At 58.2% G+C, this 24,836-nt stretch carries 20 protein-coding genes and 1 pseudogene; 7 read left to right on the forward strand and 14 right to left on the reverse strand.

The features are described 5' to 3' along the window. Window positions 1-41: 41 nt before the first annotated feature. Window positions 42-614, reverse strand: coding sequence for a flavin reductase family protein (locus tag F153LOC_RS02175; RefSeq protein ID WP_102103777.1), 573 nt, complete (start codon window positions 612-614; stop codon window positions 42-44). A 137-nt stretch (window positions 615-751) separates the two neighbouring features. On the opposite strand from F153LOC_RS02175, the gene F153LOC_RS02180 reads away from it, so the two are divergent. The 6 genes from F153LOC_RS02180 to F153LOC_RS02205 all read left to right on the forward strand — a co-directional run bounded on the left by F153LOC_RS02180 (window position 752) and on the right by F153LOC_RS02205 (window position 8,761). Then, window positions 752-1,444, forward strand: a complete 693-nt coding sequence (locus tag F153LOC_RS02180; protein WP_102103776.1) for an ABC transporter ATP-binding protein — start codon at window positions 752-754, stop codon at window positions 1,442-1,444. Further along, window positions 1,441-2,409, forward strand: a complete 969-nt coding sequence (locus F153LOC_RS02185; protein ID WP_100780067.1) for an ABC transporter substrate-binding protein — start codon at window positions 1,441-1,443, stop codon at window positions 2,407-2,409. Before F153LOC_RS02180 ends, F153LOC_RS02185 begins: the two co-directional genes overlap by 4 nt. Before the next feature lie 39 nt (window positions 2,410-2,448). Beyond that, window positions 2,449-4,104 (forward strand): iron ABC transporter permease, encoded by a 1,656-nt coding sequence (locus F153LOC_RS02190; RefSeq protein WP_102103775.1) that lies wholly within the window; start codon window positions 2,449-2,451, stop codon window positions 4,102-4,104. 72 nt (window positions 4,105-4,176) lie between these two features. After that, window positions 4,177-5,022, forward strand: a complete 846-nt coding sequence (nhoA, locus tag F153LOC_RS02195) for an N-hydroxyarylamine O-acetyltransferase (protein ID WP_100780069.1) — start codon at window positions 4,177-4,179, stop codon at window positions 5,020-5,022. A 323-nt stretch (window positions 5,023-5,345) separates the two neighbouring features. Continuing rightward, window positions 5,346-6,260, forward strand: a complete 915-nt coding sequence (locus F153LOC_RS02200; RefSeq protein ID WP_102103774.1) for a LysR substrate-binding domain-containing protein — start codon at window positions 5,346-5,348, stop codon at window positions 6,258-6,260. A 281-nt stretch (window positions 6,261-6,541) separates the two neighbouring features. Continuing rightward, window positions 6,542-8,761 carry an autotransporter outer membrane beta-barrel domain-containing protein gene (locus tag F153LOC_RS02205; RefSeq protein ID WP_158238449.1) on the forward strand — a complete coding sequence of 740 codons (2,220 nt, stop codon included), beginning with the start codon at window positions 6,542-6,544 and terminating at the stop codon, window positions 8,759-8,761. Window positions 8,762-8,798: 37 nt separating this feature from the next. On the opposite strand, the gene narI is transcribed toward F153LOC_RS02205, so the two are convergent. The 6 genes from narI to F153LOC_RS02235 all read right to left on the reverse strand — a co-directional run bounded on the left by narI (window position 8,799) and on the right by F153LOC_RS02235 (window position 17,691). Continuing rightward, window positions 8,799-9,479, reverse strand: a complete 681-nt coding sequence (gene narI / locus F153LOC_RS02210; protein ID WP_102103772.1) for a respiratory nitrate reductase subunit gamma — start codon at window positions 9,477-9,479, stop codon at window positions 8,799-8,801. After that, window positions 9,476-10,171 (reverse strand): nitrate reductase molybdenum cofactor assembly chaperone, encoded by a 696-nt coding sequence (narW, locus tag F153LOC_RS02215; RefSeq protein ID WP_102103771.1) that lies wholly within the window; start codon window positions 10,169-10,171, stop codon window positions 9,476-9,478. The genes narI and narW overlap by 4 nt, the downstream gene beginning before the upstream one ends. Beyond that, on the reverse strand, window positions 10,171-11,715 hold the full coding sequence (narH, locus tag F153LOC_RS02220; RefSeq protein WP_100780080.1) for a nitrate reductase subunit beta: 1,545 nt from the start codon (window positions 11,713-11,715) through the stop codon (window positions 10,171-10,173). Before narH ends, narW begins: the two co-directional genes overlap by 1 nt. Further along, on the reverse strand, window positions 11,712-15,452 hold the full coding sequence (locus F153LOC_RS02225; RefSeq protein WP_102103770.1) for a nitrate reductase subunit alpha: 3,741 nt from the start codon (window positions 15,450-15,452) through the stop codon (window positions 11,712-11,714). The genes narH and F153LOC_RS02225 overlap by 4 nt, the downstream gene beginning before the upstream one ends. A gap of 69 nt (window positions 15,453-15,521) precedes the next feature. Continuing rightward, window positions 15,522-16,913 (reverse strand): NarK family nitrate/nitrite MFS transporter, encoded by a 1,392-nt coding sequence (locus tag F153LOC_RS02230; RefSeq protein ID WP_102103769.1) that lies wholly within the window; start codon window positions 16,911-16,913, stop codon window positions 15,522-15,524. 211 nt (window positions 16,914-17,124) lie between these two features. After that, complete coding sequence (locus tag F153LOC_RS02235) at window positions 17,125-17,691, reverse strand: TetR family transcriptional regulator (protein WP_102103768.1); 567 nt, start codon at window positions 17,689-17,691, stop codon at window positions 17,125-17,127. 115 nt (window positions 17,692-17,806) lie between these two features. On the opposite strand from F153LOC_RS02235, the gene F153LOC_RS02240 reads away from it, so the two are divergent. Further along, complete coding sequence (locus F153LOC_RS02240) at window positions 17,807-19,294, forward strand: MFS transporter (RefSeq protein WP_102103767.1); 1,488 nt, start codon at window positions 17,807-17,809, stop codon at window positions 19,292-19,294. A gap of 45 nt (window positions 19,295-19,339) precedes the next feature. Here the strand turns inward: F153LOC_RS02240 and F153LOC_RS02245 are convergent, their stop codons facing one another. The 7 genes and pseudogenes from F153LOC_RS02245 to F153LOC_RS02270 form a co-directional block, all read right to left on the reverse strand. Further along, on the reverse strand, window positions 19,340-20,566 hold the full coding sequence (locus F153LOC_RS02245; RefSeq protein WP_102103766.1) for a Zn-dependent hydrolase: 1,227 nt from the start codon (window positions 20,564-20,566) through the stop codon (window positions 19,340-19,342). After that, on the reverse strand, window positions 20,563-21,045 hold the full coding sequence (locus tag F153LOC_RS02250) for an L-2-amino-thiazoline-4-carboxylic acid hydrolase (protein WP_100780087.1): 483 nt from the start codon (window positions 21,043-21,045) through the stop codon (window positions 20,563-20,565). Before F153LOC_RS02250 ends, F153LOC_RS02245 begins: the two co-directional genes overlap by 4 nt. Window positions 21,046-21,062: 17 nt before the next feature. Continuing rightward, the gene (locus F153LOC_RS02255) at window positions 21,063-22,220 is read right to left on the reverse strand and encodes a branched-chain amino acid ABC transporter substrate-binding protein (RefSeq protein ID WP_102103765.1); all 1,158 of its coding nucleotides are present in this window, start codon (window positions 22,218-22,220) and stop codon (window positions 21,063-21,065) included. Between the two features lie 27 nt (window positions 22,221-22,247). Continuing rightward, on the reverse strand, window positions 22,248-22,967 hold the full coding sequence (locus F153LOC_RS02260) for an ABC transporter ATP-binding protein (protein WP_102103764.1): 720 nt from the start codon (window positions 22,965-22,967) through the stop codon (window positions 22,248-22,250). After that, window positions 22,960-23,184 carry a hypothetical protein gene (locus F153LOC_RS21850; RefSeq protein WP_369823756.1) on the reverse strand — a complete coding sequence of 75 codons (225 nt, stop codon included), beginning with the start codon at window positions 23,182-23,184 and terminating at the stop codon, window positions 22,960-22,962. Before F153LOC_RS21850 ends, F153LOC_RS02260 begins: the two co-directional genes overlap by 8 nt. 9 nt (window positions 23,185-23,193) lie before the next feature. Further along, window positions 23,194-23,727: pseudogene (locus F153LOC_RS02265) on the reverse strand (ABC transporter ATP-binding protein); the annotation flags it as partial. Beyond that, window positions 23,724-24,830: a branched-chain amino acid ABC transporter permease gene (locus tag F153LOC_RS02270; RefSeq protein ID WP_102103763.1), complete on the reverse strand. Its 1,107-nt coding sequence runs from the start codon at window positions 24,828-24,830 to the stop codon at window positions 23,724-23,726. The pseudogene F153LOC_RS02265 and the gene F153LOC_RS02270, both read right to left, overlap by 4 nt. Window positions 24,831-24,836: the final 6 nt, after the last annotated feature.

A 24,836-nucleotide genomic window follows, 5' to 3' on the forward strand; every position in this document is an offset into this window, starting at 1 on the left:
AAATGCCCGGTGAGCCGGGCCGACAAAATCAGCGCCGGAATTTATTCCGGCGCTTTTACGATCTTCCCGCTCGTCACAAAAGTTCCCGCCCCCAGGTGATGCAGCGTATTCAGCTTCTCCTCATCAAACTGCCAGCGTCCGGCGACAAACGCGCGTGAATCCGCTGCCGCAGCCACCACTTCGCCAAACAGCGTATCGTACTTTTCCGCCGCTGAGGTCGCGGGGAGTAAGCGACACTCCATCCATGCCAGACACCGCTCCTCTATCACCGGCAGGCCCAGCACCGGGCCGCTGACTGCCGGAATACCGTAGGCGTTAAATTTATCCTCATCGCGACCGCTGACGCTGCCCACGGCGTAGGTCCAGTTCGCGGCGGCGATGCCCGGAATGACGATACCAAACATGCCGCTGCGCTCAATCAGTTCGCGCGACCACGCGCTTTTATCCACCACAATCGCAATGCGCGGTGGCTCGAATTCGACGGGCATCGACCAGGCCGCAGCCATCACGTTGCGTCTGTCGATTTGCTCATCGCGGCTGGTGATAAGCACCGTCGGGCCGTGATTGAGAAGGCGGCTCGCATGTTTTAATTCAACGGGACGGAAATGGTTCACAGGAACTCCTCATACAGGGGCAATACGGCATTAAACGGCTGAAACGCAGGTGAAATCAAGCTGCAACATGCGTGTCATGCGTTCGTCATACAGGCTCCCTACAGTGGCGAACACGAAATCCCAAAGAGGATAACAAGATGTACAGCACTATCACGCTCAACGGCGTGTCGTACGCGTTTGGTGCGAACACCGTGTTAAATCAAGTCGATCTGCATATTGATGCGGGTAGCGTCGTCGCGCTGCTCGGCCCGTCTGGCTGTGGGAAAAGCACACTGCTGCGACTGCTCGCCGGGCTTGCACAGCCCGCACAGGGCGAAATCTTCTTTGGTGACCGACGGGTGGCGAAAGCAGGCTGGTCGCTGCCGCCGGAGGCCCGTGACATCGGCATGGTCTTCCAGGATTACGCCCTCTGGCCACACATGACGGTGGCCCAAAACGTGGCCTTCCCCCTGAAAATGCGCCACATCCCGCGCCGTGACATCGGCACGCGCGTGGCGCAGGCGCTGTCACGGGTTGGCTTAAGCGATTTTGCCGACCGCAAACCGGCGGGGTTATCCGGCGGCCAGCAGCAGCGGGTAGCACTCGCCCGGGCGATCGTCGCCGAGCCGCGCGTGCTGCTGTTCGACGAACCGCTCTCCAATCTCGACAGCGAACTGCGCGAATCACTGTGTCATGAGATGGCAACGCTTCTGCGCCAGCTCGGGACGACGGCCATCTATGTTACCCACGACCGCCGGGAGGCTGAACTTCTGGCCGATCGCATCGTGCATTTATCTGCAGGCAGCGTCGCTGCCGATCGTTTGATTTCATCCTCAGGGGAGTTCGCATGAAAAGGTCATTTGCCGTTACTAAAGGAGTTTTTCTCGCCATGGCGCTATCTTCCGTCATGATGTCCAGCGCCCACGCGCTGACCGTCTACACCGCAGGGCCAGGATCGCTGGCCAAGAATCTGGCAACCGGATTTGAAAAGAAAACCGGGGTGAAAGTGGATATTTTCCAGGCGACCACCGGCAAAGTCATGGCGCGTCTGGAGGCCGAACAGGCCAATCCGCAGGCGGATATTTTGATCTCCGCCTCATGGGATACGGCAGAAGATCTGCACCAGCGCGGCTGGCTGTTACCGTACCAGAGCGCGAACGCGCAGCACGTGCCGGCTACTCTGAAATCCACGGATTATGTCGCCCAGGGCGTGTCGGCGCTTGGGATCGTCTGGAACACCAAAAGCGGTACCCCGGAGCCAAAAGAGTGGCAGGATCTGACCACCGATGCGTTCAAGGATAAAGTCACCACGCCCGACCCGGCGCTGTCAGGCGCGTCGCTCGACCTGCTGATCGGGCTGCAAAATGGCATGGGCGACAACGCCTGGACGCTGTTTGATAAGCTGAAAAAGAACGGCATGGTGGTCAGCGGCCCGAACGCACAGGCGGTGACGCCGGTGATGCAGGGGGCGAAAGCGGCGGTATTTGGCGCGGTTGACTATGTCTCTTACGGCAATATCAATCAGGGCGAATCGCTTAAAGTCATTTTCCCGTCCAGCGGCACGGTGATCGCGCCGCGTCCGATGATGATCCTTAAATCCACCGCCCATGCCGATGACGCCAAAGCGTTCGTCGATTACGTGCTGTCGCCGGAAGGCCAGACGATGGTGGCCGATGCCTGGCTGATGCCCGCGCGCGACGATGTTCAGGCTAAACGTCCGCTGCTCAACGAGCTGAAAATACTGCCGACAAAAAGCGAGGGTAGCAGCGAGCGCAGCGATATTCTCAAGCGCTTCAACACGCTTTTCTCCCTGTAATTCATTCGACGGGGGCAACCCCGTCTTCAGGATTGTCTCGTGAATCAACGATTTTTATCCGTGATGACGCTGGCGCTGCTGGTGATTCTGGTGGCGTTTCCGCTCGCGTTTATTCTCCTTCAGGCGGTATTTCCGCAGTTCAGTGCCGGAGCGTTTTCCGGCGCGTTTGGCGGAGTAAAGGCGCTGTTAGCTGAGCCGCAACTCCCCGGCATGCTCGGTGGCACGCTGCAGATTGCGCTCGGCGTGGCGCTGGTGAGCGCGCTTATCGGCTTTCCCCTCGGCGTGGCGCGCGGGCTGTTTAATCTGCCGCTGCCGCGCCTGTGGGATCTGCTGTTTCTGATCCCGTTTTTAACGCCGCCCTATATCGCGGCGCTCTCGTGGATGCTGGTGCTTCAGACCAACGGCTATTTGCAGCAACTCACCGGGATTTCCCTGAACGATCTGCTGTTCAGTAAAACCGGGATTGTGCTGGTGATGGCGCTGAATATTTTCCCGGTGGTTTACTTTGCCGTTTCGCGCAGTCTGCTCGCCAGCGGGCAGCGTCTGGCGCGGGTCGCCCGCGTTCATGGCGCCAGCGCGGGCAGGGCGTTCTGGCACATCACCTTGCCGATGCTTTCCCCGTCCCTGGCAGCCGGAATGCTGCTGGCTTTTGCCCTGGCGATAGAGGAGTTTGGCGTTCCGGCGGCGCTGGGAACGCGCGCGGGCGTAGTGATGCTGACCACCGATATCGAGAAAAAACTGGCCGACTGGCCAATCGATCTTTCGGGGGCGTCGATGCTGTCGGTGGTATTAGTCGCCATCGCCCTGTGCGCCTGGGGATTGCAGAAAAAGCTTACCGGTCAGCATGATGTCACCAGTATCACCGGTAAACCGACGGAAAACATGGGCGCGGAGGCGGGGCGCTGGACGCTGCCGATGGTGGCATTCATGGCGCTGGTAGGAATTATTGCGGTGGTGTTGCCCGGCGCATCGATGGTGTTATCGGGGATGTTGGGCACGTTATCGGGCGGCGTGACGCTCTCTAACGTGACGTTGTCACACTATGCCGCGCTGTTTAGCCAGCAGGGTGACGCCCTGGCAGCGCTGGGAACCAGCCTCTCCCTGGCATTCGGCGCGGCCTGCATCACCGGGCTGCTTGGCTTGTTGGCGTCGTGGCTGGTGGTGGTGCAGAAGATCACCGGGCGCGGCATGATCGATGCGCTCTCTCTGATGCCTGCGGCGCTGCCCGGTGTGGTGGTCGGCGTCGGGTTGATCCTATTGTGGAACCAGCCGTTCTGGGTGATTTCGCCCTACAACAGCTGGGCGATCCTGTTGCTCTCCTACTGCTGTTTACTTCTGCCGTGGCCCGTGCGCTATGTCGGGAGTGCGCTGCGCCAGCTGGGCGGCAATCTTGAATCCGCCGCGCGCGTGCATGGCGCGTCGGCGTTTCAGGCGCTGCGCTTTATCGTGCTGCCGCTGGTCTCCCCGGCGCTGCTGGCGGCGATGCTGATGGTCTTCGCCATTGCCTCGCGGGAGCTGGTAACGTCGCTACTGCTTGCACCAGCCGGTACGCAAACCGTCTCGGTGTTTATCTGGCGTCAGTTTGAACAGGGCTCCGTGGGGCAAGGGATGGCGATGGCGACACTGACGCTAGTGACCGGGCTGGTGCTGATGCTCACGGCGCTTCGCATCATGCAGCGCGGCGCGGCCCGATAAAAAGCACTTTTGCACCAGTGGGCAGGCAAAAATAGTTTATAAACAGGGAATATCTCTACAAGGAACTTCACTATGTCCCCATTTCTGAGCGCCTATTTTGCCCGTATCGGCTGGCAACAGCCGGTTTCCGTGGATATCGACACCCTGCGGGCGCTGCATTTGAGTCACAACTGCGCGATCCCGTTTGAAAATATTGACGTGGTCATGCCGCGTGAAATCCAGCTCGACGATCAGAGCGTCGCAGACAAACTGGTTTCGGCGCGGCGCGGCGGGTACTGCTTTGAGCAGAACGGGCTGTTCGAGCGCGTGCTGCGCGAGGTCGGTTTTGAGGTGCGCAGCGTGCTGGGCCGCGTGGTGCTGGCGAATCCGCCGCAGATGCCGCCGCGCACCCACCGTCTGCTGCTGGTTGAACTCAACGGCGAGCGCTGGATTGCGGACGTCGGATTCGGTGGACAGACGCTGACGGCGCCGATTCGCCTGATCGCCGCAGAAGAGCAGGCCACGCCACACGGCGTCTATCGCCTGATGAACGAGAACAACGACTGGGTGTTGCAGTTCCGCCATCATGAGCACTGGCAATCGATGTACCATTTTGACCTTGCGACGCAGTATTTCACCGATTACGTGATGGGCAATTTCTGGTCTGCTCACTGGCCGCAGTCGCACTTCCGCCACCACCTGCTGATGTGCCGACACCTGCCGGACGGCGGTAAACTGACTTTGACCAATTACCACTTTACCCACTGGCAGGGTACCCGTGTGGCGGAGCAGATTAACCTGCCGGACGCCAAAGCGCTGTATACGCTGATGCAGGAGCGATTTGGGCTGGGCGTGGATGATCCGAAACACGGTTTTTCACTGACCGAACTGACGGCGGTGATGGCCGGGTTTGATACCCATCCCGATGCGGGAAAATAGACTGAAAAGGGGCGAAAGCCCCTTTTATTTTCATTGACGGCGAACGCTATTCGATTATCCGAATAATATTTACGTATGATCAAGCATCCATATTTATTTTTAAATGACTTTAGAGAGTTGGATTAAAAATAAAATAAAGGTATGTCTTTTATGTCATTGCGATGCAAATAAAGCATCACCTGTGCAATTTACACTGCCGCAGAATTAAAATAATATCCCCACTCAATGCAAGGGCGTGAATTTAAAGGCGACGTATCAGCCTATAGCACCATACATCCGCTGCTATAATTTAACGCTTATCCGTTGCTGTGCTGAGGATTCAGATGCGTCATCTGCCGAAAATTAATCAGCTTAAAAATCTTCGTGCGGTTATTCAGCACGGGAGCATACGTTCGGCAGCGGAGGCGAATCATCAGACACAATCTGCGATGACCCGCAGCATACAGGAGCTGGAAAAAACACTGGGTGTGGTGCTGCTGGACAGAACCGCGCGCGGCGCTTTGCTTACCGAGGCTGGCCGCATTTTTGAACCGCGAATGAACCTCGTGCTCAACGAGCTGGAGCGCGCCGTTGATGAGCTTCGCCAGCAGGAGAGTGCGGCCCAGGGCGTGGTGATGTTTGGCTGCTCACATCTGCCAGCCTTCGGGATCATGCCGGGTATCATTGAGCGATTTCAGGCCCGTTACCCGCAGGCGACATTAACGGTGATCGAAGGGCAGCTGTCGGAGCTGTTGGCATCGCTGCGTCTGGGGCGGATGGACTTTTTTCTCGGTATCGTCACCCCCGATATTGCCCTGCAGGAGTTCAGCGAAGAGCTGCTGGGTAGGGCGAAATTTTGTGTTTTTGCCCACAAGGATCATCCCTTGTCACAGGCGCAGTCGCTTGCAGAACTGCGCAATGCGAAATGGTATCTCCCCATTGCCAGCGCCGGTTTTTTTAGCGCCATTGAGAGCGTGGTTTTTCCTGATGGCAAAGGCCCTGAAGCTTCTGTTCTGTATGGCGATTCCACCACCATTGCCGAACAGCTTATTTTGGGCGAGGGCTATCTTTCCGTGGGCCCGCAGGCCATGCTGGCGCTTCCGTGGCTGAAAGATAAGTTATGTCGGATAAATGTCGAGGAGATCCTGCCCGAAGGGAAATACAGTTTGATCTATCGCCAACAACAAACGCTCACACCCATTGCTAAATTACTGATGAATGATATCCGTCACGCATTTATAAAATATTTCCCTGGTTAGCTATAATTACTTCTCCTGCTGGCGTTTTACACCAGCACACTAAAGGTCAGATTATGTTTATTTATTTTCCCCGTCCGCGGTGGGTTAATGCTGCTTCGCGCATGCCGACTCTTTTATCTTTTTCGATAAACCTGCTTCTCCTGCTTATTATTATTCCGATATCGGTTTCTGTTCAGGCGATTGATAATATTACTGAAGGGCAAGTTATTACTGTTCCTGGTGATACAGGTTCACCGGCGACGGCGCTTAATTTTCATATTAACGGAACGTTAAATATAGGCGTGAGCGGGGGTGAAACGGGCATCGTACAAAGCTATAGCGGCTTTGTGGCGTCAACTGCGGATTCGGAAGGTCACGTGGTGGTGACTGGCGACGGTTCTCACTGGGATAACACCAGTTTCCTCTACGTCGGACATACGGGTAACGGAACTTTGCTCATTCGTGATGGCGGTTTGGTGACGAATCTCTCCACCGGCTTTATCGGTTTTAATGCCTTGTCATCGGGTACGGTCGAAGTCACCGGGCCGGGTTCCACCTGGAATACCGCCAATAGCCTGGGGATTGGCCGCGACGGGGCGGGTAGCTTGATCGTCGCTGATGGGGGCGTCGTCAATTCCCGCACGGTCACGCTTGGGCAAAACGCGGGGTCAAGCGGGGTGCTGATTATCGGAGGAGAGGCCTCGCGCGCGCCGGGCACCGTTGTCGGGGATCGGATTACTGCCGGAGAGGGTTCCGGCAACATTATTCTTAATCATAACGCCACGGACTACGTATTCGACAGCACCCTGAATGATGGGCTGGATAATGCTGAAGGCGCGGGCACCGGGTTGGTCGGGAATATCTCGATCGACGCTGTTAACGGCAGAACGCTGTTTAACCACGATCACGGTGATTTTACCGGGCTGCTACAGGCTCAGGAAAATGGCGTGATAAGCGTCAACGGCGATATGTCCGGTGCGACCGTGTCCCTGCTGTCGGGCGGCACGCTTGAGGGCATCGGGCGGGTCGGGAATACCACCAATGCAGGAACGATTTCGCCGGGCAACTCCATCGGCACCCTGACCATTGACGGGGATTATCATGGCGACGGTGGCAGAGTGCTGATGGAAAGTGTCCTAGGCGGCGATGATTCCCCCGCAGATCGGCTGCTGATTACCGGCAGCGCGTCGGGCAATACCACGGTTGAGATCGTGAATCTCGGTGGCGAAGGGGGATTCACGGAAAACGGTATTCCCCTGATTTTTGCCGCGCAGCAATCGGACGGCGAGGCATTTACGCTTCACGGTGATTTCACCACGACCGGCGGTGAACAGGCGGTGGTGCATGGCGCGTATGCCTACACGTTTCGCACGCTGGAGTATGGGCAGGGCCGCTGGTGGTATTTGACCTCGGATCTCGCCGATCCACAGTCACCTGTCGCGCCGGTGCCTGAAGTGCCCGATCCCGAAACCCCTGTGCCCAACCCGGTCACGCCGGGATTACCGGTGTTCCCTGTCATCCCTGAAACGCCGGATGAAAATGTGCCGCAGCGTTACCATCCTGGGGCGGCCCTCTATGAACAGTATCCGCAGATCCTCGCGGAACTGAATCGCGTTCCTACCCTGCAACAGCGCGTGGGGGATCGCTACTGGGTGGACGGCGTTGCGCCGCAAACAGAAAGTGCGCCTGGTTCCTGGGCGCGTATTGAAGGTACGCGTACGCACAGTGAGCCGGTCTCATCCACGACTGATGCTCAGCGTACAACCACGCTCTGGAAACTACAGACCGGGCTGGATGTGCCAGTGCATGAAAACTCGCACGGATTGCTGACGGGCGGCGTGAACTTTAGCTATGGCAAGGCGGATGCGGATATTCGCGCTTACTCTGGCAAAGGCAGTATCAACACCACCGGTTACGGCCCTGGGCTGACGCTGACCTGGTACGGCAATAACGGTTTTTATGTCGACGGGCAGCTGCAAATGATGTTTTTCGACAGCGATCTGGATTCCGATACGGTCGGCAAACCGCTGACATCGTCCAATAAAGGGAACGGCTATGCAGGCTCCGTCGAAACGGGCTGGCGTCTCGATTCCGACACCGGTTTTGCGGTTACGCCGCAGGCACAGCTGATCTGGTCGCGCGTGGATTTCGACAGTTTTGAAGACAGGTTCGACAGCAAGGTGTCACTCAGCGAGGGGAACAGTCTGCTTGCGCGTCTGGGTGTCAGCGGCGATCGTCGTGACGAATGGCAGGCGCAGGACAAAACCCGGACACGCTCGCTGCTGCAAGTTACGCTCGATGTGTATCAGGAGCTGGGCGATGGCCGCTCTGTGGATGTCGCCGAGGTCAACTTCGCATCGCGCGATGCGCGAACGCAAATTGCGACGGGCGTTGGCGGCACGCTGGCGTGGAATGACGGGCGCTATGAGGTGTACGGCAACCTGGGCGTTCAGGCGAGTCCGCATAATCCATCCGATAACTACGGGGCAGGCGGGAATATCGGGGTGCGCGTCAAATGGTAATGTCCCCGTCAGGAGTGACGGGGAGGGTTTAGTTTACTCAGCGGCGCGATCTCACCACCTGATAGCGCCGCGTAAGGTACTCCACCGGCGCGCTCCAGACGTGGACCAGCCGGGTGAACGGGAACAGCAGGAAGATGGTCATCCCAAGCACCAGATGGACGCGGAAGATGTAGGCCACGCCGTCGAGATGCGCGGAAGCACCGCCGTGGAAGGTGACGACCGCCTGCGCCCAGTCGACCAGTTTCAGCATTTCGCTGCCGTCGGGGTGTTGTGCGGAGAACGGAATCGTCGCCAGACCGAGAATACACTGCACCAGCAGCACGCAGAGGATCAGGATATCCGCCGTGGACGAGGTCGCGCGGATACGCGGATTAGTGAGGCGTCGCACCAGCAGTCCCGCGCCGCCGATCAGCGTCAGCACGCCGCAGACGCCGCCGAGGATCATCGCCATCAGCTGTTTTTGCGACATCGGCAGGAACCACGAATAGACCCAGTGCGGCGTCAGCATCCCGAAGGCGTGCCCGAAAAAGATCCCCAGAATGCCGATATGGAACAGATTCGACCACAGCACCATGCCGCGCTTATCGAGCATCTGGCTGGATGACGCGCGCCAGGTGTACTGCCCGTAGTCGTAGCGCAGCCAGCTTCCCAGCAGGAACACGGTCCCGCACAGATACGGGTAGATATCGTAAAAGAAGACGTTCAGAAAGTGCATCATTTCGGGCCTCCGGCGCTGACGTCCACGTACTGAGGCGCGACGTCCTGGCTAAAGCGTCGTTGATATTGCTGCATCGGCGAGCTGTCACACGCCGTGGTGTTGTCCTCGATAAACTTCACCTGTTCCTCTTCCCACACCGCATCCAGCGCCTGGCGGGTGTCATCGCGCTGTTCTGTTGCGACCTGATTAGTGACGCTGTCACTTGTTAGCTTGCTGGCGGCGAGCTGAAGCAGGGCGTCGAACAGCTGATACTGCGGGACATCGCGCTGTTTTAGCCGCCCGCCGATCAGGGCCAGAATCGGCGCAACGTTTTGCAGCCCCTCGCGCGCCTCATCGTCAGGAATAAGACTCAGATACTCCAGATAGAGCGGCAGATAATCCGGCAGTTCGCAGCAGTCGAGCTGTAAACCGGCTTTCTCGTACTGGCTCATCAGATCGACCATCGCCTGACCGCGATCGCGGGATTCGGCGTGAACATGCTCGAACAGCAGCAGCGAGGTGGCCCGTCCGCGCTCAAACACTTCACACCACTGGGCCTGTTTATCCAGCAGCGCCGCGCCAAGATGCTGCTGCGCAAACGGCAGCAGCGGCGGGGTATCTTGTGCGATCAGAGAAAGGGCTTCATCGCGGCTCTCCCATAGCACCTCGTCGGGGTATTCAATGAGCAGGGCGATAATTTTAAGAATTCGCATTACTCTCCCTCCCCGTGTTCACGCACCTCAGAGATATTAATGGCGTCGATGCGCTGGCTGTTGAACAGGTTGAATTTGGTGTCGGAGCCGTGACAGCCGTCACCGAAGGTAAAGCCGCAGCCATTTTTCTCCGGGAAGGCGTCACGCGCCATTTCACGGTGGCTGGTCGGGATCACGAAGCGGTCTTCGTAGTTGGCAATCGCCAGGTAGCGGTACATCTCTTCTACCTGTTCCACGCTCAGGCCCACTTCGTCGATGGCGCGCGTATCGGTCACCCCTTCAACGGTTTGCGAGCGTTTGTAGTGGCGCATCGCCATCATGCGTTTCAGGGCGCGCAGCACCGGGCCGGTATCGCCCGCGCTCAGCATATTCGCCAGATACTGCACCGGAATACGCAGGCTTTCGACGGCAGGCAGAATGCTGTCGGTCTGTGGAAGACCACCCGCATCGGCGTAGGACTGAATCGGTGACAGGGGCGGCACATACCAGACCATCGGCAGGGTACGGTATTCCGGGTGCAGCGGCAGGGCCAGCTTCCAGTCCATCGCCATTTTGTAGACCGGCGAGCGCTGCGCCGCGTCGATCACGTTTTGCGGAATGCCCTGTTTCAGCGCTTCCTCAATCACTGCCGGGTCGTTCGGGTTCAGGAACACGTCGCACTGACGCTCGTAAAGATCCGTTTCGTGCTCGGTGCTTGCCGCTTCTTCGATGCGGTCCGCGTCATACAACAGCACGCCAAGGTAACGAATGCGCCCGACGCAGGTTTCCGAGCACACTGTCGGTTGGCCGGATTCGATACGCGGGTAGCAGAAGATGCATTTTTCAGACTTGCCGCTCTTCCAGTTGAAGTAGATTTTTTTGTACGGACAGCCGCTGATGCACATGCGCCAGCCGCGGCATTTGTCCTGGTCGATCAGGACGATGCCGTCCTCTTCACGCTTGTAGATGGCGCCGCTCGGACAGGTGGCGACACAGCTCGGGTTGAGGCAGTGTTCGCACAGGCGCGGGAGGTACATCATGAAGGTGTTCTCGAACTGGCCGTACATCTCCTTTTGCATCTTGTCGAAGTTACGGTCGCGGGCGCGTTTCTCGAATTCGCCGCCGAGCAGCTCCTCCCAGTTCGGGCCGCCGACGATTTTGTCCATCCGTTTGCCGCTGATCAGTGAGCGCGGGCGAGCGGTAGGGAGATGATCGCCCTCCGGCGCGCGGTGCAGATCCTGATAGTCAAAGGTGAAGGGCTCGTAATAGTCGTCAATGCCCGGCAGCGACGGGTTGGCGAAGATTTTCGACAGCACGCCCACGCGCCCGCCGAGGCGCGGCGTGAGCTTTCCGGTGATGCCACGCACCCAGCCGCCTTGCCACTCCTCCTGATCTTCCCAGTTTTTCGGATAGCCAATGCCCGGTTTGGTTTCGACGTTGTTAAACCACGCGTACTCCATCCCTTCGCGCCCGGTCCAGACGTTTTTGCACGTCACCGAACAGGTATGACAGCCAATGCACTTGTCGAGATTCAGTACCATGCCGACCTGTGAGCGTATTTTCATTTTTTCGCCTCCTGTACCTGATCCCGACCTTCGCCATCCAGCCAGTTAATGTTTTTCATCTTGCGGATCATGATGAATTCGTCGCGGTTCGAGCCGACGGTGCCGTAGTAGTTAAAGCCGTAGGCCAGCTGCGCGTAGCCGCCAATCATGTGCGTGGGTTTTGGGCAGACGCGGGTGACGGAGTTGTGAATGCCGCCGCGACGTCCGGTCACTTCCGATCCCGGTATGTTCAGAATGCGCTCCTGGGCGTGATACATCATGGTCATCCCTGGCGGCACGCGCTGGCTCACCACCGCGCGGGCGGTGAGGGCGCCGTTGGCGTTAAAGGCTTCGATCCAGTCGTTGTCTTCAATGCCTAACTCTCTGGCGTCCGTTTCGCTGATCCAGACGATCGGCCCGCCGCGAGACAGGGTTTGCATCAGCAGGTTTTCGCTGTAGGTGGAGTGGATGCCCCATTTCTGGTGCGGCGTCAGGAAGTTCAGCGCTTTTTCCGGGAAGCCGTTCGGCGGAATTTCTCGCATGTGCGTCACGCTGCGTGTATCAATCGGCGGACGGTAGGCCACCAGGCTTTCACCAAAGGCGCGCATCCACTGATGATCCTGATACAGCTGCTGGCGACCAGAGAGGGTGCGCCACGGGATCAGCTCGTGAACGTTGGTGTACCCGGCATTGTAGGAGACGTGTTCGCTCTCAATGCCAGACCAGGTGGGGCTGGAGATGATTTTGCGCGGCTGGGCCTGGATATCGCGAAAACGAATTTTCTCGTCTTCTTTGTTGATCGCCAGATGAGTGTGAGTGCGCCCGGTAAATTCGCCGAGAGCTTTCCAGGCTTTTACCGCCACATGGCCGTTGGTTTCCGGGGCCAGCGCGAGGATCACCTCCGAGGCGTCAATGGCCGTATCAATCAGCGGTCGCCCTTTGGCCGATCCGTCGAGCTTGACGTAGTTCAGCTTGCCGAGGAAATCGACTTCATCCTGGGTGTTCCACGAAATGCCTTTTCCGCCGTTGCCGAGTTTGTCCATTAATGGCCCCAGCGACGTAAAGCGCTCGTAGGTTTCCGGATAGTTGCGCTCAACGACGGCAATATTCGGCGCGGTTTTGCCGGGAATCAGATCGCATTCGCCTTTGCGCCAGTCCTGAATATCAAAGGGCTGGGACAGCTCCGCCGGGGAGTCGTGCTGCAGAGGCTGCAACACCACGTCGGTTTCAGTGCCCAGATGGCCGACGCAGACGTCGGAAAAGACTTTGGCGATCCCTTTGTAGATTTCCCAGTCGCTGCGGGACTCCCACGCCGGATCGACGGCGGCAGAAAGGGGATGAATAAACGGGTGCATATCCGACGTATTCATGTCGTCTTTTTCATACCAGGTGGCGGTCGGCAGGACGATATCCGAGAAAAGACAGGTGCTGGACATCCGGAAATCGAGCGTCACCAGCAGGTCGAGCTTGCCTTCGATGGCCGCCGTTTGCCACTCCACCTCCTCCGGTTTAACGTCGTCCGTGGAGCCAAGATCGTCGCCCTGAATCCCGCTTTCGGTGCCGAGCAGATACTTGAGCATGTACTCATGGCCTTTCCCGGAGGAGCCGAGCAGGTTCGAGCGCCAGACAAACAAATTGCGTGGATGATTTTTACCGTTGTCCGGCTGTTCGCAGGCAAAGCGCAGATCGCCCGATTTCAGCGCCTGAACGGTGTAATCCTGCGCCGACATCCCGGCAGCATCGGCGCGCGCTTTGATGTGCAGCGGATTAAGCGAAAGCTGCGGCGCAGAGGGCAGCCAGCCCATTCGTTCGGCGCGAACGTTAAAGTCGATCAGGTGGCCGGTGAATTTGGCGCTATCCGCCAGCGGCGAGAGCAATTCCTGAGCGGTGAGTTTTTCATAGCGCCACTGGCTGGCGTGGTTGTAGAAGAAGGAGGTGCTGTTCATCTGACGCGGTGGGCGGTTCCAGTCGAGGGCAAACGCCAGCGGCAGCCAGCCGGTTTGCGGACGCAGCTTCTCCTGGCCGACATAGTGCGACCAGCCGCCGCCGCTTTTGCCGACACAGCCGCAGAAGACCAGCATATTGATCATCCCACGGTAGTTCATGTCCATGTGATACCAGTGGTTCACGCCCGCGCCGAGAATGATCATCGACCGTCCATGGGTTTTATGAGCGGTATCGGCGAATTCACGGGCGATCTGTTCGATATGGCGACGCGGTACGCCGGTGATTTGCTCGCCCCAGGCCGGGGAGTAGGCTTTGATTTCGGCGTAATCTTTTACCGCGTTGTCATCTTCCAGCCCGCGATCCAGTCCGTAGTTCGCCAGGATCAGATCGTAAACGCTGGCGACCTGTTGCTGACGGCCATCGGCGAGGGTGAGGGTTTTCGACGGCACTTTGCGGATCAGCACCGGGTCCTGCTTCACGCTGCGAAAGTGCGGGTTTTCATTGCCGCCGAAATAGGGGAACGCCACATTCGCGACCTGATCGTGGGTGATGAGCAGCGAGAGCGTCAGCTCAGTCTCCTGACCGGCAGCCAGCGGCTCCAGGTTCCATTTGCCTTTTTCACCCCAGCGGAAACCAATTGAGCCGTTAGGCGCTACCAGGCCACCGGCGATATCAAAGGCGACGGTTTTCCATTCCGGGTTATTTTCCTCACCCAGCCCGTCGGCCAGATCCGAGGCGCGCAGCATCCGGCCAGGGACCAGGCTGCCGTCGTCCCGCGCATCCAGCATCACCAGCATCGGCATGTCGGTGTAGCGGCGGCAGTAGTTGAGGAAATATTCGCTCGGGTTATCGAGGTGGAACTCTTTGAGGATCACATGGCCCATCGCCATTGCCAGAGCGCTGTCGGTGCCTTGCTTCGGTGCCAGCCACTGATCGCTCAGCTTGGCGACTTCCGAGAAGTCAGGGGTTATGGCGATGGTTTTGGTGCCTTTGTAACGCACTTCGGTGAAGAAGTGAGCGTCCGGTGTACGCGTCTGCGGCACGTTCGAGCCCCAGGCGATGATGTAGCTGGAGTTGTACCAGTCGGCCGACTCCGGCACATCGGTCTGCTCGCCCCAGGTCATTGGCGAGGCGGGCGGCAAATCGCAATACCAGTCGTAAAAACTCAGGCAGGTGCCGCCGAGGAGTGAGAGATAGCGCGTACCGGCGGCGTAAGAGACCATCGACATTGCCGGGATCGGCGAGAATCCGGCGACGCGATCCGGGCCGTAATGTTTGATTGTCCAGACGTTCGCGGCGGCGATCAGCTGGTTGAGTTCTTTCCAGTTAGAGCGGATAAATCCGCCGTGGCCGCGCGCTTTTTTGTAGCTGCTGGTTTTTTGCGGATCGCTCATGATGGCATTCCACGCCAGTACCGGGTCGCTGTGCTGGCCCAGCGCTTCGCGCCACAGTTCGATCAATTTCCGCCGCACCAGCGGGTATTTCAGGCGGTTGGCGCTGTAGAGATACCAGGAGTAACTCGCGCCGCGCGGGCAGCCGCGGGGTTCATGATTGGGCAGGTCAGGGCGGGTGCGGGGGTAGTCGGTCTGCTGCGTTTCCCAGGTCACCAGGCCGTTTTTGACATAGATTTTCCAGCTGCAGGAGCCGGTACAGTTAACGCCGTGGGTGGATCGCACGATTTTGTCGAACTGCCAGCGCTGGCGATAGCTGTCCTCCCAGTCGCGGTTGGTGTGCATCACCTGCCCATGGCCGTCGGCGAAGGTGTCGCCTTTTTGTTTGAAATAACGAAAGCGATCCAACAATTTACTCATGACGTTTCTCCTGACGGGGCGACGCCCACCCCGTGGTTACACTGCTCACAAAAGTGTTGAACGGAAGAGTTATGATTTGACGTGTTTCTGCCGACGGCCATACACCTGCCAGGTGACAAACACGCAGACGATATAGAACACCAAAAAGACCTTCATCGCGCCGACGGGGGAACCGGTCATCGCCAGCGAGGTACCGAAGGCTTTAGGAATGAAAAAGCCGCCGACCGCGCCGATGGCGGAGATAAACCCGAGCGCCGCCGCGGTATCAGACACCGCTTCCTGCTGGGCTTGCTCTTCCGTGCCGCCGCGCAGTTTGACGTTATAAATTGTGATCTGGCGGAAGATCACCGCGATCATCTGGAAGGTGGAGCCGCTGCCTAAACCGGCGGTCAGGAACAGGCCCATAAACACCAGATAAAAGGCGGTGAAATTGCCGGAACCGGAGCCGGGGAGGGTCAGGAACAGCAGGGCGCTGAAGGCGGCCATCAGGATAAAGTTCACCAGCGTTACGCGCACACCGCCGAGTTTGTCCGACACCACGCCACCCGCCGATCGCGCCAGCGCTCCGATCAACGGGCCAAAGAAGGCGAGGTGGAGAATGTTCACATCTGGAAACTGGGTTTTGGCGAGCATCGCAAAGCCTGCGGAAAAACCGATAAAAGAGCCAAACGTCGCCAGATAGAGCAGGCTTAGCAACCACAGGTGCGGCTGTTTCAGCACCGGCAACTGGCTGGCAATCGAGGCTTTCGAGCTGGCAATATCGTTCATGCCGAAAAAGGCGGCGAGAGTGGCAATAATCAGTAGCGGCACCCAGATCCACGCGGCGTTAGCCAGCGACAGCACAGAACCGTCATCCTGCGGTACGCCATGGACGCCGAGAAACGCAAACATCGGCAGGAAGATCACCGCCGGAGCCACCATCTGCATCACGCTGACGCCGAGATTACCCAGCCCGCCGTTAATGCCCAGCGCGCTGCCTTGCTTTGCTTTCGGGAAGAAAAAGCTGATGTTTCCCATGCTGGAGGCAAAGTTCGCACCGGCAAATCCGCACAGCAGGGCGATGATGATAAACACCCAGTAGGGCGTGGCGCTATTCTGCACGGCGATCCCCAGCCACACGCAGGGAATAATCAGAATAACGGTGCTTAATATTGTCCAGTAACGTCCGCCAAATATCGGCACCATAAAGGAATAGGGCACGCGTAATATTGCGCCAGAAAGAGAAGGTAAAGCGGTTAACATGAAAAGCTGATCGGTGGTGAAATTAAAGCCGACTTTATTGAGATTGACCGCAACCGCGCTGAATAACATCCACACGCAGAAGGCCAGTAGCAGACAAGCGACGGATATATAAAGATTTCGTCGCGCGATGTGTTTTCCTTTATTCTCCCAAAATGCCGCGTTTTCCGGTTTCCAGTTATTTAAAAGATAATGATTATTCTTCTCACTTTGTTGTGACATATCGCCCTCGTACTTACCCGTAAAAAACAGAAAAGAGAAGTGAAAACAGTCAGATGGTTGACGTTATACGATTAAGGTTTTTGGAATTTTTCAGATGCTTCTGAAAGGATAGATAAGAAAGCGAATCCCTGAGTTTACGAGAGGAGAGATGATTCGCTTTATGTGTTACTAATTGTAAAAAATCGCGGTTTTAAATACTCAATTGGGAGTATTAAAACAATTCCAGAGAAATTAATTTATCAAGATGTTTATTAAATGCGTCGTCATCCATTTCGGGCATATTTAACACGTAGATACCGTCCAGTCCGCAGACTAAACCTATCAACCGCCAGGCGATATTTTCGGGGCGGTCTGAGAGTGTAAATACCTTTTCTTCGGCACCCTGACGGATAATGGCGACGGTATCCTGATGCCACATTTCCATGGTCATCACATAGGCGCTTTTAATGTCCGGATCGCGGCTCGCGAGGATCTGCGCTTCCCGCCACAGACGAATATAAGGCTCGAACAGACCCTCATCGCTGCCGAGCATGGCGCGCAGACGATGGCGACAGTCGCCCACCACCTCGGCATCGAGCAGTTCGCGGATCAGACGCACGAAGGCCAATGCTTTCAGCTCTCCGGCGCTGGCGAAATGGTGATGGACCTGGCCGGAGGCAATACCCGCTTCGCCCGCAATGCGCCGCACCGTCATGGCGCTGAACCCTTCGTTTAAGGCGACGCGCATCGCGGCCTGCAGGATATCTTCCCGCCGTTCATCCTTGCTCAAATAGCTCATGTTCTCTCACTCTCAATGGCGACGAAACGAGTGTAACAAAAAGCTGGACACGCGTTCAACTTTCCGTAGGATCGCATCCTGGACACGTGTCCAGATTAGTGTGAAAGGGAAATTTATGTTTCAAAGGTGGTTAGCGTTAGTGATTATCGTGCTGGTGTATATTCCGGTCGCGATTGACGCAACGGTACTGCATGTGGCCGCGCCAACGCTGAGTATGACGCTCGGGGCCAGCGGTAACGAATTGCTGTGGATTATTGATATTTACTCGCTGGTGATGGCGGGCATGGTGCTGCCGATGGGCGCGCTCGGGGATCGTATCGGCTTTAAAAAGCTGCTGATGCTCGGCAGTATCCTGTTCGGACTGTCGTCACTGGCGGCTGCGTTTGCCCCGTCCGCGGCCTGGCTGATTGCCGCCCGTGCGACGCTGGCGATTGGTGCGGCGATGATTATCCCGGCGACGCTTGCGGGGATCCGCACGCTGTTTGTCGAAGCGCGTCATCGCAATATCGCGTTAGGTGTCTGGGCTGCGGTCGGTTCCGGCGGAGCGGCGTTTGGCCCGCTGGTGGGCGGCCTGCTGCTGGAGCACTTCTACTGGGGATCGGTATTTTTGATCAACGTGCCGATCGTGGTGATCGTGGTGGCACTGGCGGCGCGTTTTGTGCCGAAACAGCAGGGACGCCCGGAGCAGACGCTGAACATTTCGCACGCGCTAATGCTGATCGTGGCAATTCTGCTGCTGGTTTACAGCGCGAAAACAGCGCTGAAAGGCACACTTTCACCGGCTATCGTGGCGACAACGTTGCTCACCGGTGCGGTGATGCTGTTCATCTTCGTGCGTATTCAGCTGCGAGCCAGCAAACCGATGATCGACATGCGCCTGTTCTGCCATCGCATTATTTTGAGCGGTGTGGTGATGGCGATGACCGCAATGATCGCGCTGGTGGGCTTTGAACTGCTGATGGCGCAGGAGCTGCAGTTTGTGCACGGTTTTACGCCGTTTGAGGCGGGCATGTTTATGCTGCCGCTGATGGTCGCCAGCGGTTTCAGCGGGCCGATTGCGGGCGTGCTGGTCGGAAAACTCGGGTTGAGGCTGGTCGCGGCAGGCGGCATGGGGCTAAGCGCGGTGAGCTTTATCGGGCTGTCGATGCTCGATTTCAGCACTCAGCAGTGGCAGGCATGGAGCCTGATGGTGCTACTCGGTTTTAGCGCCGCGAGTGCGCTGCTGGCATCGACTTCCGCGATCATGGCCGCCGCGCCGAAGGAAAAAGCGGCCGCGGCAGGGGCTATCGAAACAATGTCTTACGAGTTAGGCGCGGGTCTTGGGATCGCGATTTTTGGCCTGATGCTTACCCGCAGCTTCTCGGCCTCTATCGAGCTGCCGCAAGGACTGAGCGCCACGCTTGCCGACAAAGCCTCTTCGTCGATTGGTGAAGCGGTCAAAGTTGCGCAAGAACTCACGCCGACGCTGGCAGACGCGACGATTGAAGCCGCTAAAGCCGCGTTTATCACCTCGCACAGCGTCGCCCTTGGCAGCGCCGGTGCCATGCTGATGATACTGGCGTGCGGGATATGGTTTAGTCTGGCGAGGGTGGAGCAGGCATAAAAAACACCCGGTAGCGTTGCGCTTACCGGGCTTTTTTTTCGCGAATTATTTCTCCTGTGCCGCACTCAGTACACTGTGCAACAGGACGTTCGCCCCTTTCTCAGACCAATCCGGCAGAATGTTTTCCGCTTCGTTGTGGCTGATGCCTTTTTCGCAGGGAATAAAGATCATGCTGGCCGGGGCGATTTTGCTGATGTAGCAGGAGTCGTGCCCGGCACCGGAGACCATCGGTTTTGATGAATAGCCGAGTGCTTCGACCGCTTTTTCACTGCGCATAAGACACTGCTCGTCGAAGGCGATAGGCGCGTAGTCGAAGATTCGTTCGACCTTTGCCGTAACCCCCCGTGTGGCCAGTCCTTGCGCCGCCTCACGCAGCGCGGCTTCCATCGCTTCCAGCACGTCGCTTTGCGGATGGCGGAACTCAACGCTGCACACCACGCGCGACGGGACGACGTTGCGCGAATTTGGGGTTATCTGCGCCATGCCGATGGTCGCGCGGCCGTCCGGTTTGTGCTGATAGCCAATCTCTTCGACCATCAGCGCCAGTTCAGCGAAGGCGGTTAACGCATCGCGACGGCTGTGCATCGGCGTCGTCCCTGCGTGCGCGGCAAAACCGTCCAGCGTCAGGGTAAACCAGCGCTGGCCCATCGCGGCGCGCACCAGTCCGATATCGATAGCCTCATCTTCAAGAATCGGTCCCTGTTCGATATGCAGCTCGTAGCAGGCGTGAACCGGAAACGCGCGCGCAGGCAGGGTGCCGCGATAGCCGATAGCCTCCAGCGCTTCGCCTACGGTTATGCCTGCGTTATCCGTACGGGCGAGGGCGTATTCTTCGCTAAATTGCCCGGACCAGACGCCGGATGCCAGCATCGCCGGGGCGAAACGCGCCCCTTCTTCGTTCGTCCAGTTCACCAGCACGATGTCGCGCTCGGTTTCCACGTGATGATCGTTGAGGGTGCGCAGAACTTCCAGCCCGGCCAGCACGCCGTAGATCCCGTCGTAATTTCCGCCCAGCGGCTGGGAATCCACATGCGAGCCGGTCATCACCGGTGGCAGGGCGCGGTTTTTCCCGACGCGGCGAATAAACATGTTGCCCATGCTGTCGACGTCGCAGGTAAAACCCGCTTCCCGCGTCCAGTCGCGCAGCAGGTTGCGGGCAATACGATCTTCATCGCTCAGCGCCAGACGCGTTACGCCACCGGCGGGCGTGCCGCCGATCTGCGCCATCATCCCAAGCGTGGACCAAAGCCGCTGCGCATCGATGTGGATCATGCTTTGTCCTTTTTTGTGTGGTAGCGGAAATCACAGCATTTCCCGCCCTGCATGATGGTGGTGGTGCGTGTCAGTTCGACGTCTGGCGCGTAGCCGACGATGAATTTCTCATCGCGGGCGCACGACAGCAGGTGACCGATCTCGCCCAGCCCCATTTCGTGATACATCTCGGCATACCGACAGCGGGTGACGTTATAGTTGTACTGCTGGTCGTCGGCGTCGATCACTTTCACGTCCAGCGCGTTGTCTTTCTCCCAGAGATATTGCAGGGCGATAAAACTCTTCACATCCGCGCCGTTCGGCTCCTGACGGGCAAAATGTGCCCCCGCGTCAATCGCCGCCTGTTCGATGGCTTCCCCAATTACCGCCTGGGCGCGGGCTTTCCCTATCTCGCGCACCAGGATTTCGTAAATGGGTTTAATAATTTCTGCTTCTATTTTGCGGCGGGCGAGAATGCCCAGCTCATTGTTATCACTCATCACATTGCCTCACTGCGTTACTTCGTTTTTGCGCCGCCCAGAACGGTTTGCGGCTGCCATTTGCCATCGACCACTTTGTAGACGGTAAAGGACGGGGATTTCAGGTTGCCCTGTGCGTCAAAGGCGATCTGTCCGGTGACGCCGGAATAGCTGATGGCGCGCAGGGCGGGCAGATATTCAGCCGGATCGACAGAGTTGGCTTTTTCCATGGCGGCAACCAGCACGCGGGTGGCGTCATAGGCGAACGGCGCATGCAGTTCGATATGGGTGTGGTAGCGCGACTGATACGCCTGCTCAAAGGCTTTACCGCCCGGCATCTGATCGACCGGCAGACCTGGCTCCAGCGCGACAACACCTTCGCCTTCTTTCTGTGCCAGCTGCAGGAACGTCTGGCTGACAAAACCGCCTGCGCCCATCAGCGTGGCGTTCATGCCCAGCTGTTTGATACGACGCGCCAGCGGAGCGGCCTGGCTATCGACACCGCCGAAGAACACCAGATCGGCGTTTTTGCTGCGAATGGCGGTTAAAACGGCGCTAAAGTCCACGGTTTTGTCATCAACGTATTGGCGGTCGACGATCTTCACGCCCTGCGCGTCCAGCGATTTGATAAATTCATCCGCCAGCCCCTGGCCGAACGCGGTACGGTCGTCGATCACCGCGATGCGCTTGGCTTTCAGTGTTTTCACCGCGTATTCGCCGGCGAACTGACCACCGTCATCGTCGTGGCCCATCACGCGGAAACTGGTGTCAAAACCCTGTTTGGTATAGGCGTGGCCGGTGGCGACGGGCGCTACCTGGGCGATACCGGCGTCGTGATACACCCGCGCTGCGGGAATACTGGTACCGGTATTCCAGTGGCCGACTACGCCCGCGACGCCGCTATCGACCAGACGCTGAGCGACAGCCACCGCGGTGCGCGGATCGGACTGGTCATCTTCGGACTGCAGTTTGAAGGTCACTGCTTTGCCGCCGATGGTCGGATGCTGTTTGTTGATATCGTCAATCGCCAGCTGCGCGCCGTTCTCCAGATCTTTGCCGATACGTGCCGACGGGCCGGTGAGCGGGCCTGCAAGGCCGATGACCACGGTTTCGCTTTCCGCCGCCCAAGACGCGGAAGAGGCAAAACCACTGAGCAGAAGAGCGGCGCTGAGCGCACTGATTTTTACGGTTTTCATTATATTTCCCTGGTGTTGGTTGGTGTGTTAAACGGGCATTTCGCCCAAATAAATCTGTGCAATCTGATCGTCATTGAGCATCGCTTTCGAGTCGCCGTGATGCACAATGCTGCCGCTGTCCATCACCCAGGCGCTATCCGTCACTTCCAGCGCCAGCCGGGCGTTTTGTTCGATCAGCAGCAGGGCCACGCCGCGCTCACGCAGCCCTTTAATAACCTGAAAAATGTTCTCGACCATCTTCGGCGCCAGTCCCATGGACGGCTCATCAAGAATCAGCAGGCGCGGCTGGCTGAGCAGGGCGCGGTTCAGCGCCAGCAGCTGCTGTTCACCGCCCGAAAGCAGCCCGGCGAGCTGATGTTGACGCTCACCGAGGCGCGGGAAACGGTCGAAAATCTCGTCCATTTCGGCTTTCACATTGGCCGTGTCACGACGCAGCCAGGCTCCCATTTGTAAATTCTCCAGCACCGTCATGCGCGCAAAGATGCCGCGACCTTCCGGAACCATCACCAGCCCGTCGCGAAGCAGTGCTTCGGCTTTGCGTTTACGCACCGGCTGGCCGTTAAACGCAATAGTGCCACCGAAGTTTTCCAGCCCGGTGATGGCGCGTACGGTTGAGCTTTTTCCCGCGCCGTTAGCGCCAATCAGCGTCGCCTGTTCGCCTTCCTGCAGGGTGAACGACACATCGCGTACCGCCTGAATGCCGCCGTAATGCACGTCCAGACGTTCGACTTTCAGTAACTCAGACATGGGCGTTGCCTCCAAGCCAGGCGGCGATCACCGCCGGGTCACGCCGAACGGTGTCGGGTGTGCCGACGGCCAGCGTTTTGCCGTAATCAAGCACCGTCAGGCGATCGCAGATCCCCATCACCAGCTTCACGTCGTGCTCAATCATCAGCAGGGTTTTGCCATCGTCACGAATGCGGATGAGCAGTTCGCCAAGGGCGTTTTTCTCAGCCGCATTCATGCCAGCGGCCGGTTCGTCGAGGGCCAGCAGCAGTGGATCGGTCGCCAGCGCGCGGGCGATTTCCAGCCGACGCTGATGCCCGTAGGCCAGATCGCAGGCGCGATAATGGGCGAATCTGGCGATACCGGTGTACTCCAGCCAGTGCCAGGCCAGCTCGCGGGTTTGCGCTTCTTCGGCGCGCGCCCGTTTGTGACGCGTAAGCGCGGCCCACAAGCCGTTGCGGGTGCGCACATGGCGCCCGACCATCACGTTTTCCAGTACCGACATCTCATTAAACAGGCGCACGTTCTGGAAAGTGCGGGCGATCCCGGCAGCCGTTACTTTGTCGATCTGCTTCGGAAAATAGGGCTTGTCGGCAATCGAAAACTCGCCGCTGTCCGCCGGATACAGACCGGTAATGAGGTTAAAACAGGTGGTTTTCCCTGCGCCGTTAGGGCCAATCAAACCGTAGATTTCGCCCTGATTGATGGAGAGCGAAACATCGTCCACGGCGGTCAGGCCGCCAAAGCGTTTAGACATATTGCGAACGGTGAGCAGGCTCATGCTTTAACCTCCTTGTGGCGAACCGGCCAGATCCCGGACGGGCGCAGCAGCATCACCAGCACCAGCGCCAGGCCGTAGAACAGCTGGCGCAGGATTTCCGGGTCGATCAATACGGTGCCGAACAGCGCCTGCTGAACGGGCGCGGCCTGGCTGCGGAGGATCTCCGGCAGGGCGGTGAGCAGCACTGCGCCGAGGATCACGCCGGGGATGTGGCCCATCCCGCCGAGCACCACCATCGCCAGCACGGCAATGGATTCCTGAAGGGTGAAGGATTCCGGCGAGACGAAGCCCTGGAATGCGCCAAACAGCGCTCCCGCCACGCCGCCAAAAGAGGCACCCATCGCAAAGGCCAGCAGTTTGTAGTTACGCACGTTGATGCCCATCGCGCGGGCCACTTCTTCGTCTTCGCGGATGGCGTGCCATGCGCGGCCAATGCGTGAATGTTGCAGGCGCAGGCAGACAAAAATGATCAGCACGATCACCAGCATCAGAAGGTAATACCACAGCCACAGGGCCGGGACTTTCATGCCGAACCAGTGGTATACACCGCTGAACTTCAGGCCAAACAGATTGAGCGTATCGACGCCGGTAATGCCTTTTGCGCCGTTGGTGATGTTCACCGGGCGGTCGAGGTTACGCATCAGAATACGGATGATCTCCCCAAAACCGAGGGTGACAATCGCCAGATAATCGCCGCGCAATTTGAGCGTGGGCGCGCCCAGAATAATCCCGCACACCGCCGCGACCAGCGCCGCCAGCGGAATAATCAGCAGGTAAGAGGTGTGCAGCCCGTCCGGGAACCAGACGGCGAGAAGGGGGAACGTCTCCAGCAGATGCGGGGACGCCAGCAGCGCCGCAAGGTACGCGCCGACGGCATAAAACGCGATGAAGCCCATATCCAGCAGGCCGGTGTACCCCACGACAATGTTCAGCCCGAGCGCCAGCATGATATACAGCAGAGCGAAATCGATAACGCGCACCCAGTAGTTGCCGCCGAGCTGGCTTGCCACCACGGGGGCAATCAGCAGGGCGAGGACGAACAGGGTCATGCCGGACCAGAAGCGGCGCTGCGAGGCGGGTGCCTGTAATGATGTTGTTGTCATAGTTTT

Origin of the sequence: Lelliottia sp. F153 (genome assembly GCF_002870005.1) — a bacterium.
Classification (GTDB): domain Bacteria; phylum Pseudomonadota; class Gammaproteobacteria; order Enterobacterales; family Enterobacteriaceae; genus Enterobacter; species Enterobacter nimipressuralis.

Coding starts and splice junctions, on each gene's coding strand:
- nhoA (WP_100780069.1), top strand. CDS start 4,177: ATGTCCCCATTTCTGAGCGCCTATTTTGCCCGTATCGGCTGGCAACAG.
- F153LOC_RS02200 (WP_102103774.1), top strand. CDS start 5,346: ATGCGTCATCTGCCGAAAATTAATCAGCTTAAAAATCTTCGTGCGGTT.
- F153LOC_RS02250 (WP_100780087.1), bottom strand. CDS start 21,045: ATGAGTGATAACAATGAGCTGGGCATTCTCGCCCGCCGCAAAATAGAA.
- narI (WP_102103772.1), bottom strand. CDS start 9,479: ATGATGCACTTTCTGAACGTCTTCTTTTACGATATCTACCCGTATCTG.
- F153LOC_RS02260 (WP_102103764.1), bottom strand. CDS start 22,967: ATGTCTGAGTTACTGAAAGTCGAACGTCTGGACGTGCATTACGGCGGC.
- F153LOC_RS02270 (WP_102103763.1), bottom strand. CDS start 24,830: ATGACAACAACATCATTACAGGCACCCGCCTCGCAGCGCCGCTTCTGG.
- F153LOC_RS02185 (WP_100780067.1), top strand. CDS start 1,441: ATGAAAAGGTCATTTGCCGTTACTAAAGGAGTTTTTCTCGCCATGGCG.
- F153LOC_RS02180 (WP_102103776.1), top strand. CDS start 752: ATGTACAGCACTATCACGCTCAACGGCGTGTCGTACGCGTTTGGTGCG.
- F153LOC_RS02225 (WP_102103770.1), bottom strand. CDS start 15,452: ATGAGTAAATTGTTGGATCGCTTTCGTTATTTCAAACAAAAAGGCGAC.
- F153LOC_RS02245 (WP_102103766.1), bottom strand. CDS start 20,566: ATGATCCACATCGATGCGCAGCGGCTTTGGTCCACGCTTGGGATGATG.
- F153LOC_RS02230 (WP_102103769.1), bottom strand. CDS start 16,913: ATGTCACAACAAAGTGAGAAGAATAATCATTATCTTTTAAATAACTGG.
- narW (WP_102103771.1), bottom strand. CDS start 10,171: ATGCGAATTCTTAAAATTATCGCCCTGCTCATTGAATACCCCGACGAG.
- F153LOC_RS02235 (WP_102103768.1), bottom strand. CDS start 17,691: ATGAGCTATTTGAGCAAGGATGAACGGCGGGAAGATATCCTGCAGGCC.
- narH (WP_100780080.1), bottom strand. CDS start 11,715: ATGAAAATACGCTCACAGGTCGGCATGGTACTGAATCTCGACAAGTGC.
- F153LOC_RS02240 (WP_102103767.1), top strand. CDS start 17,807: ATGTTTCAAAGGTGGTTAGCGTTAGTGATTATCGTGCTGGTGTATATT.
- F153LOC_RS21850 (WP_369823756.1), bottom strand. CDS start 23,184: ATGAATGCGGCTGAGAAAAACGCCCTTGGCGAACTGCTCATCCGCATT.
- F153LOC_RS02255 (WP_102103765.1), bottom strand. CDS start 22,220: ATGAAAACCGTAAAAATCAGTGCGCTCAGCGCCGCTCTTCTGCTCAGT.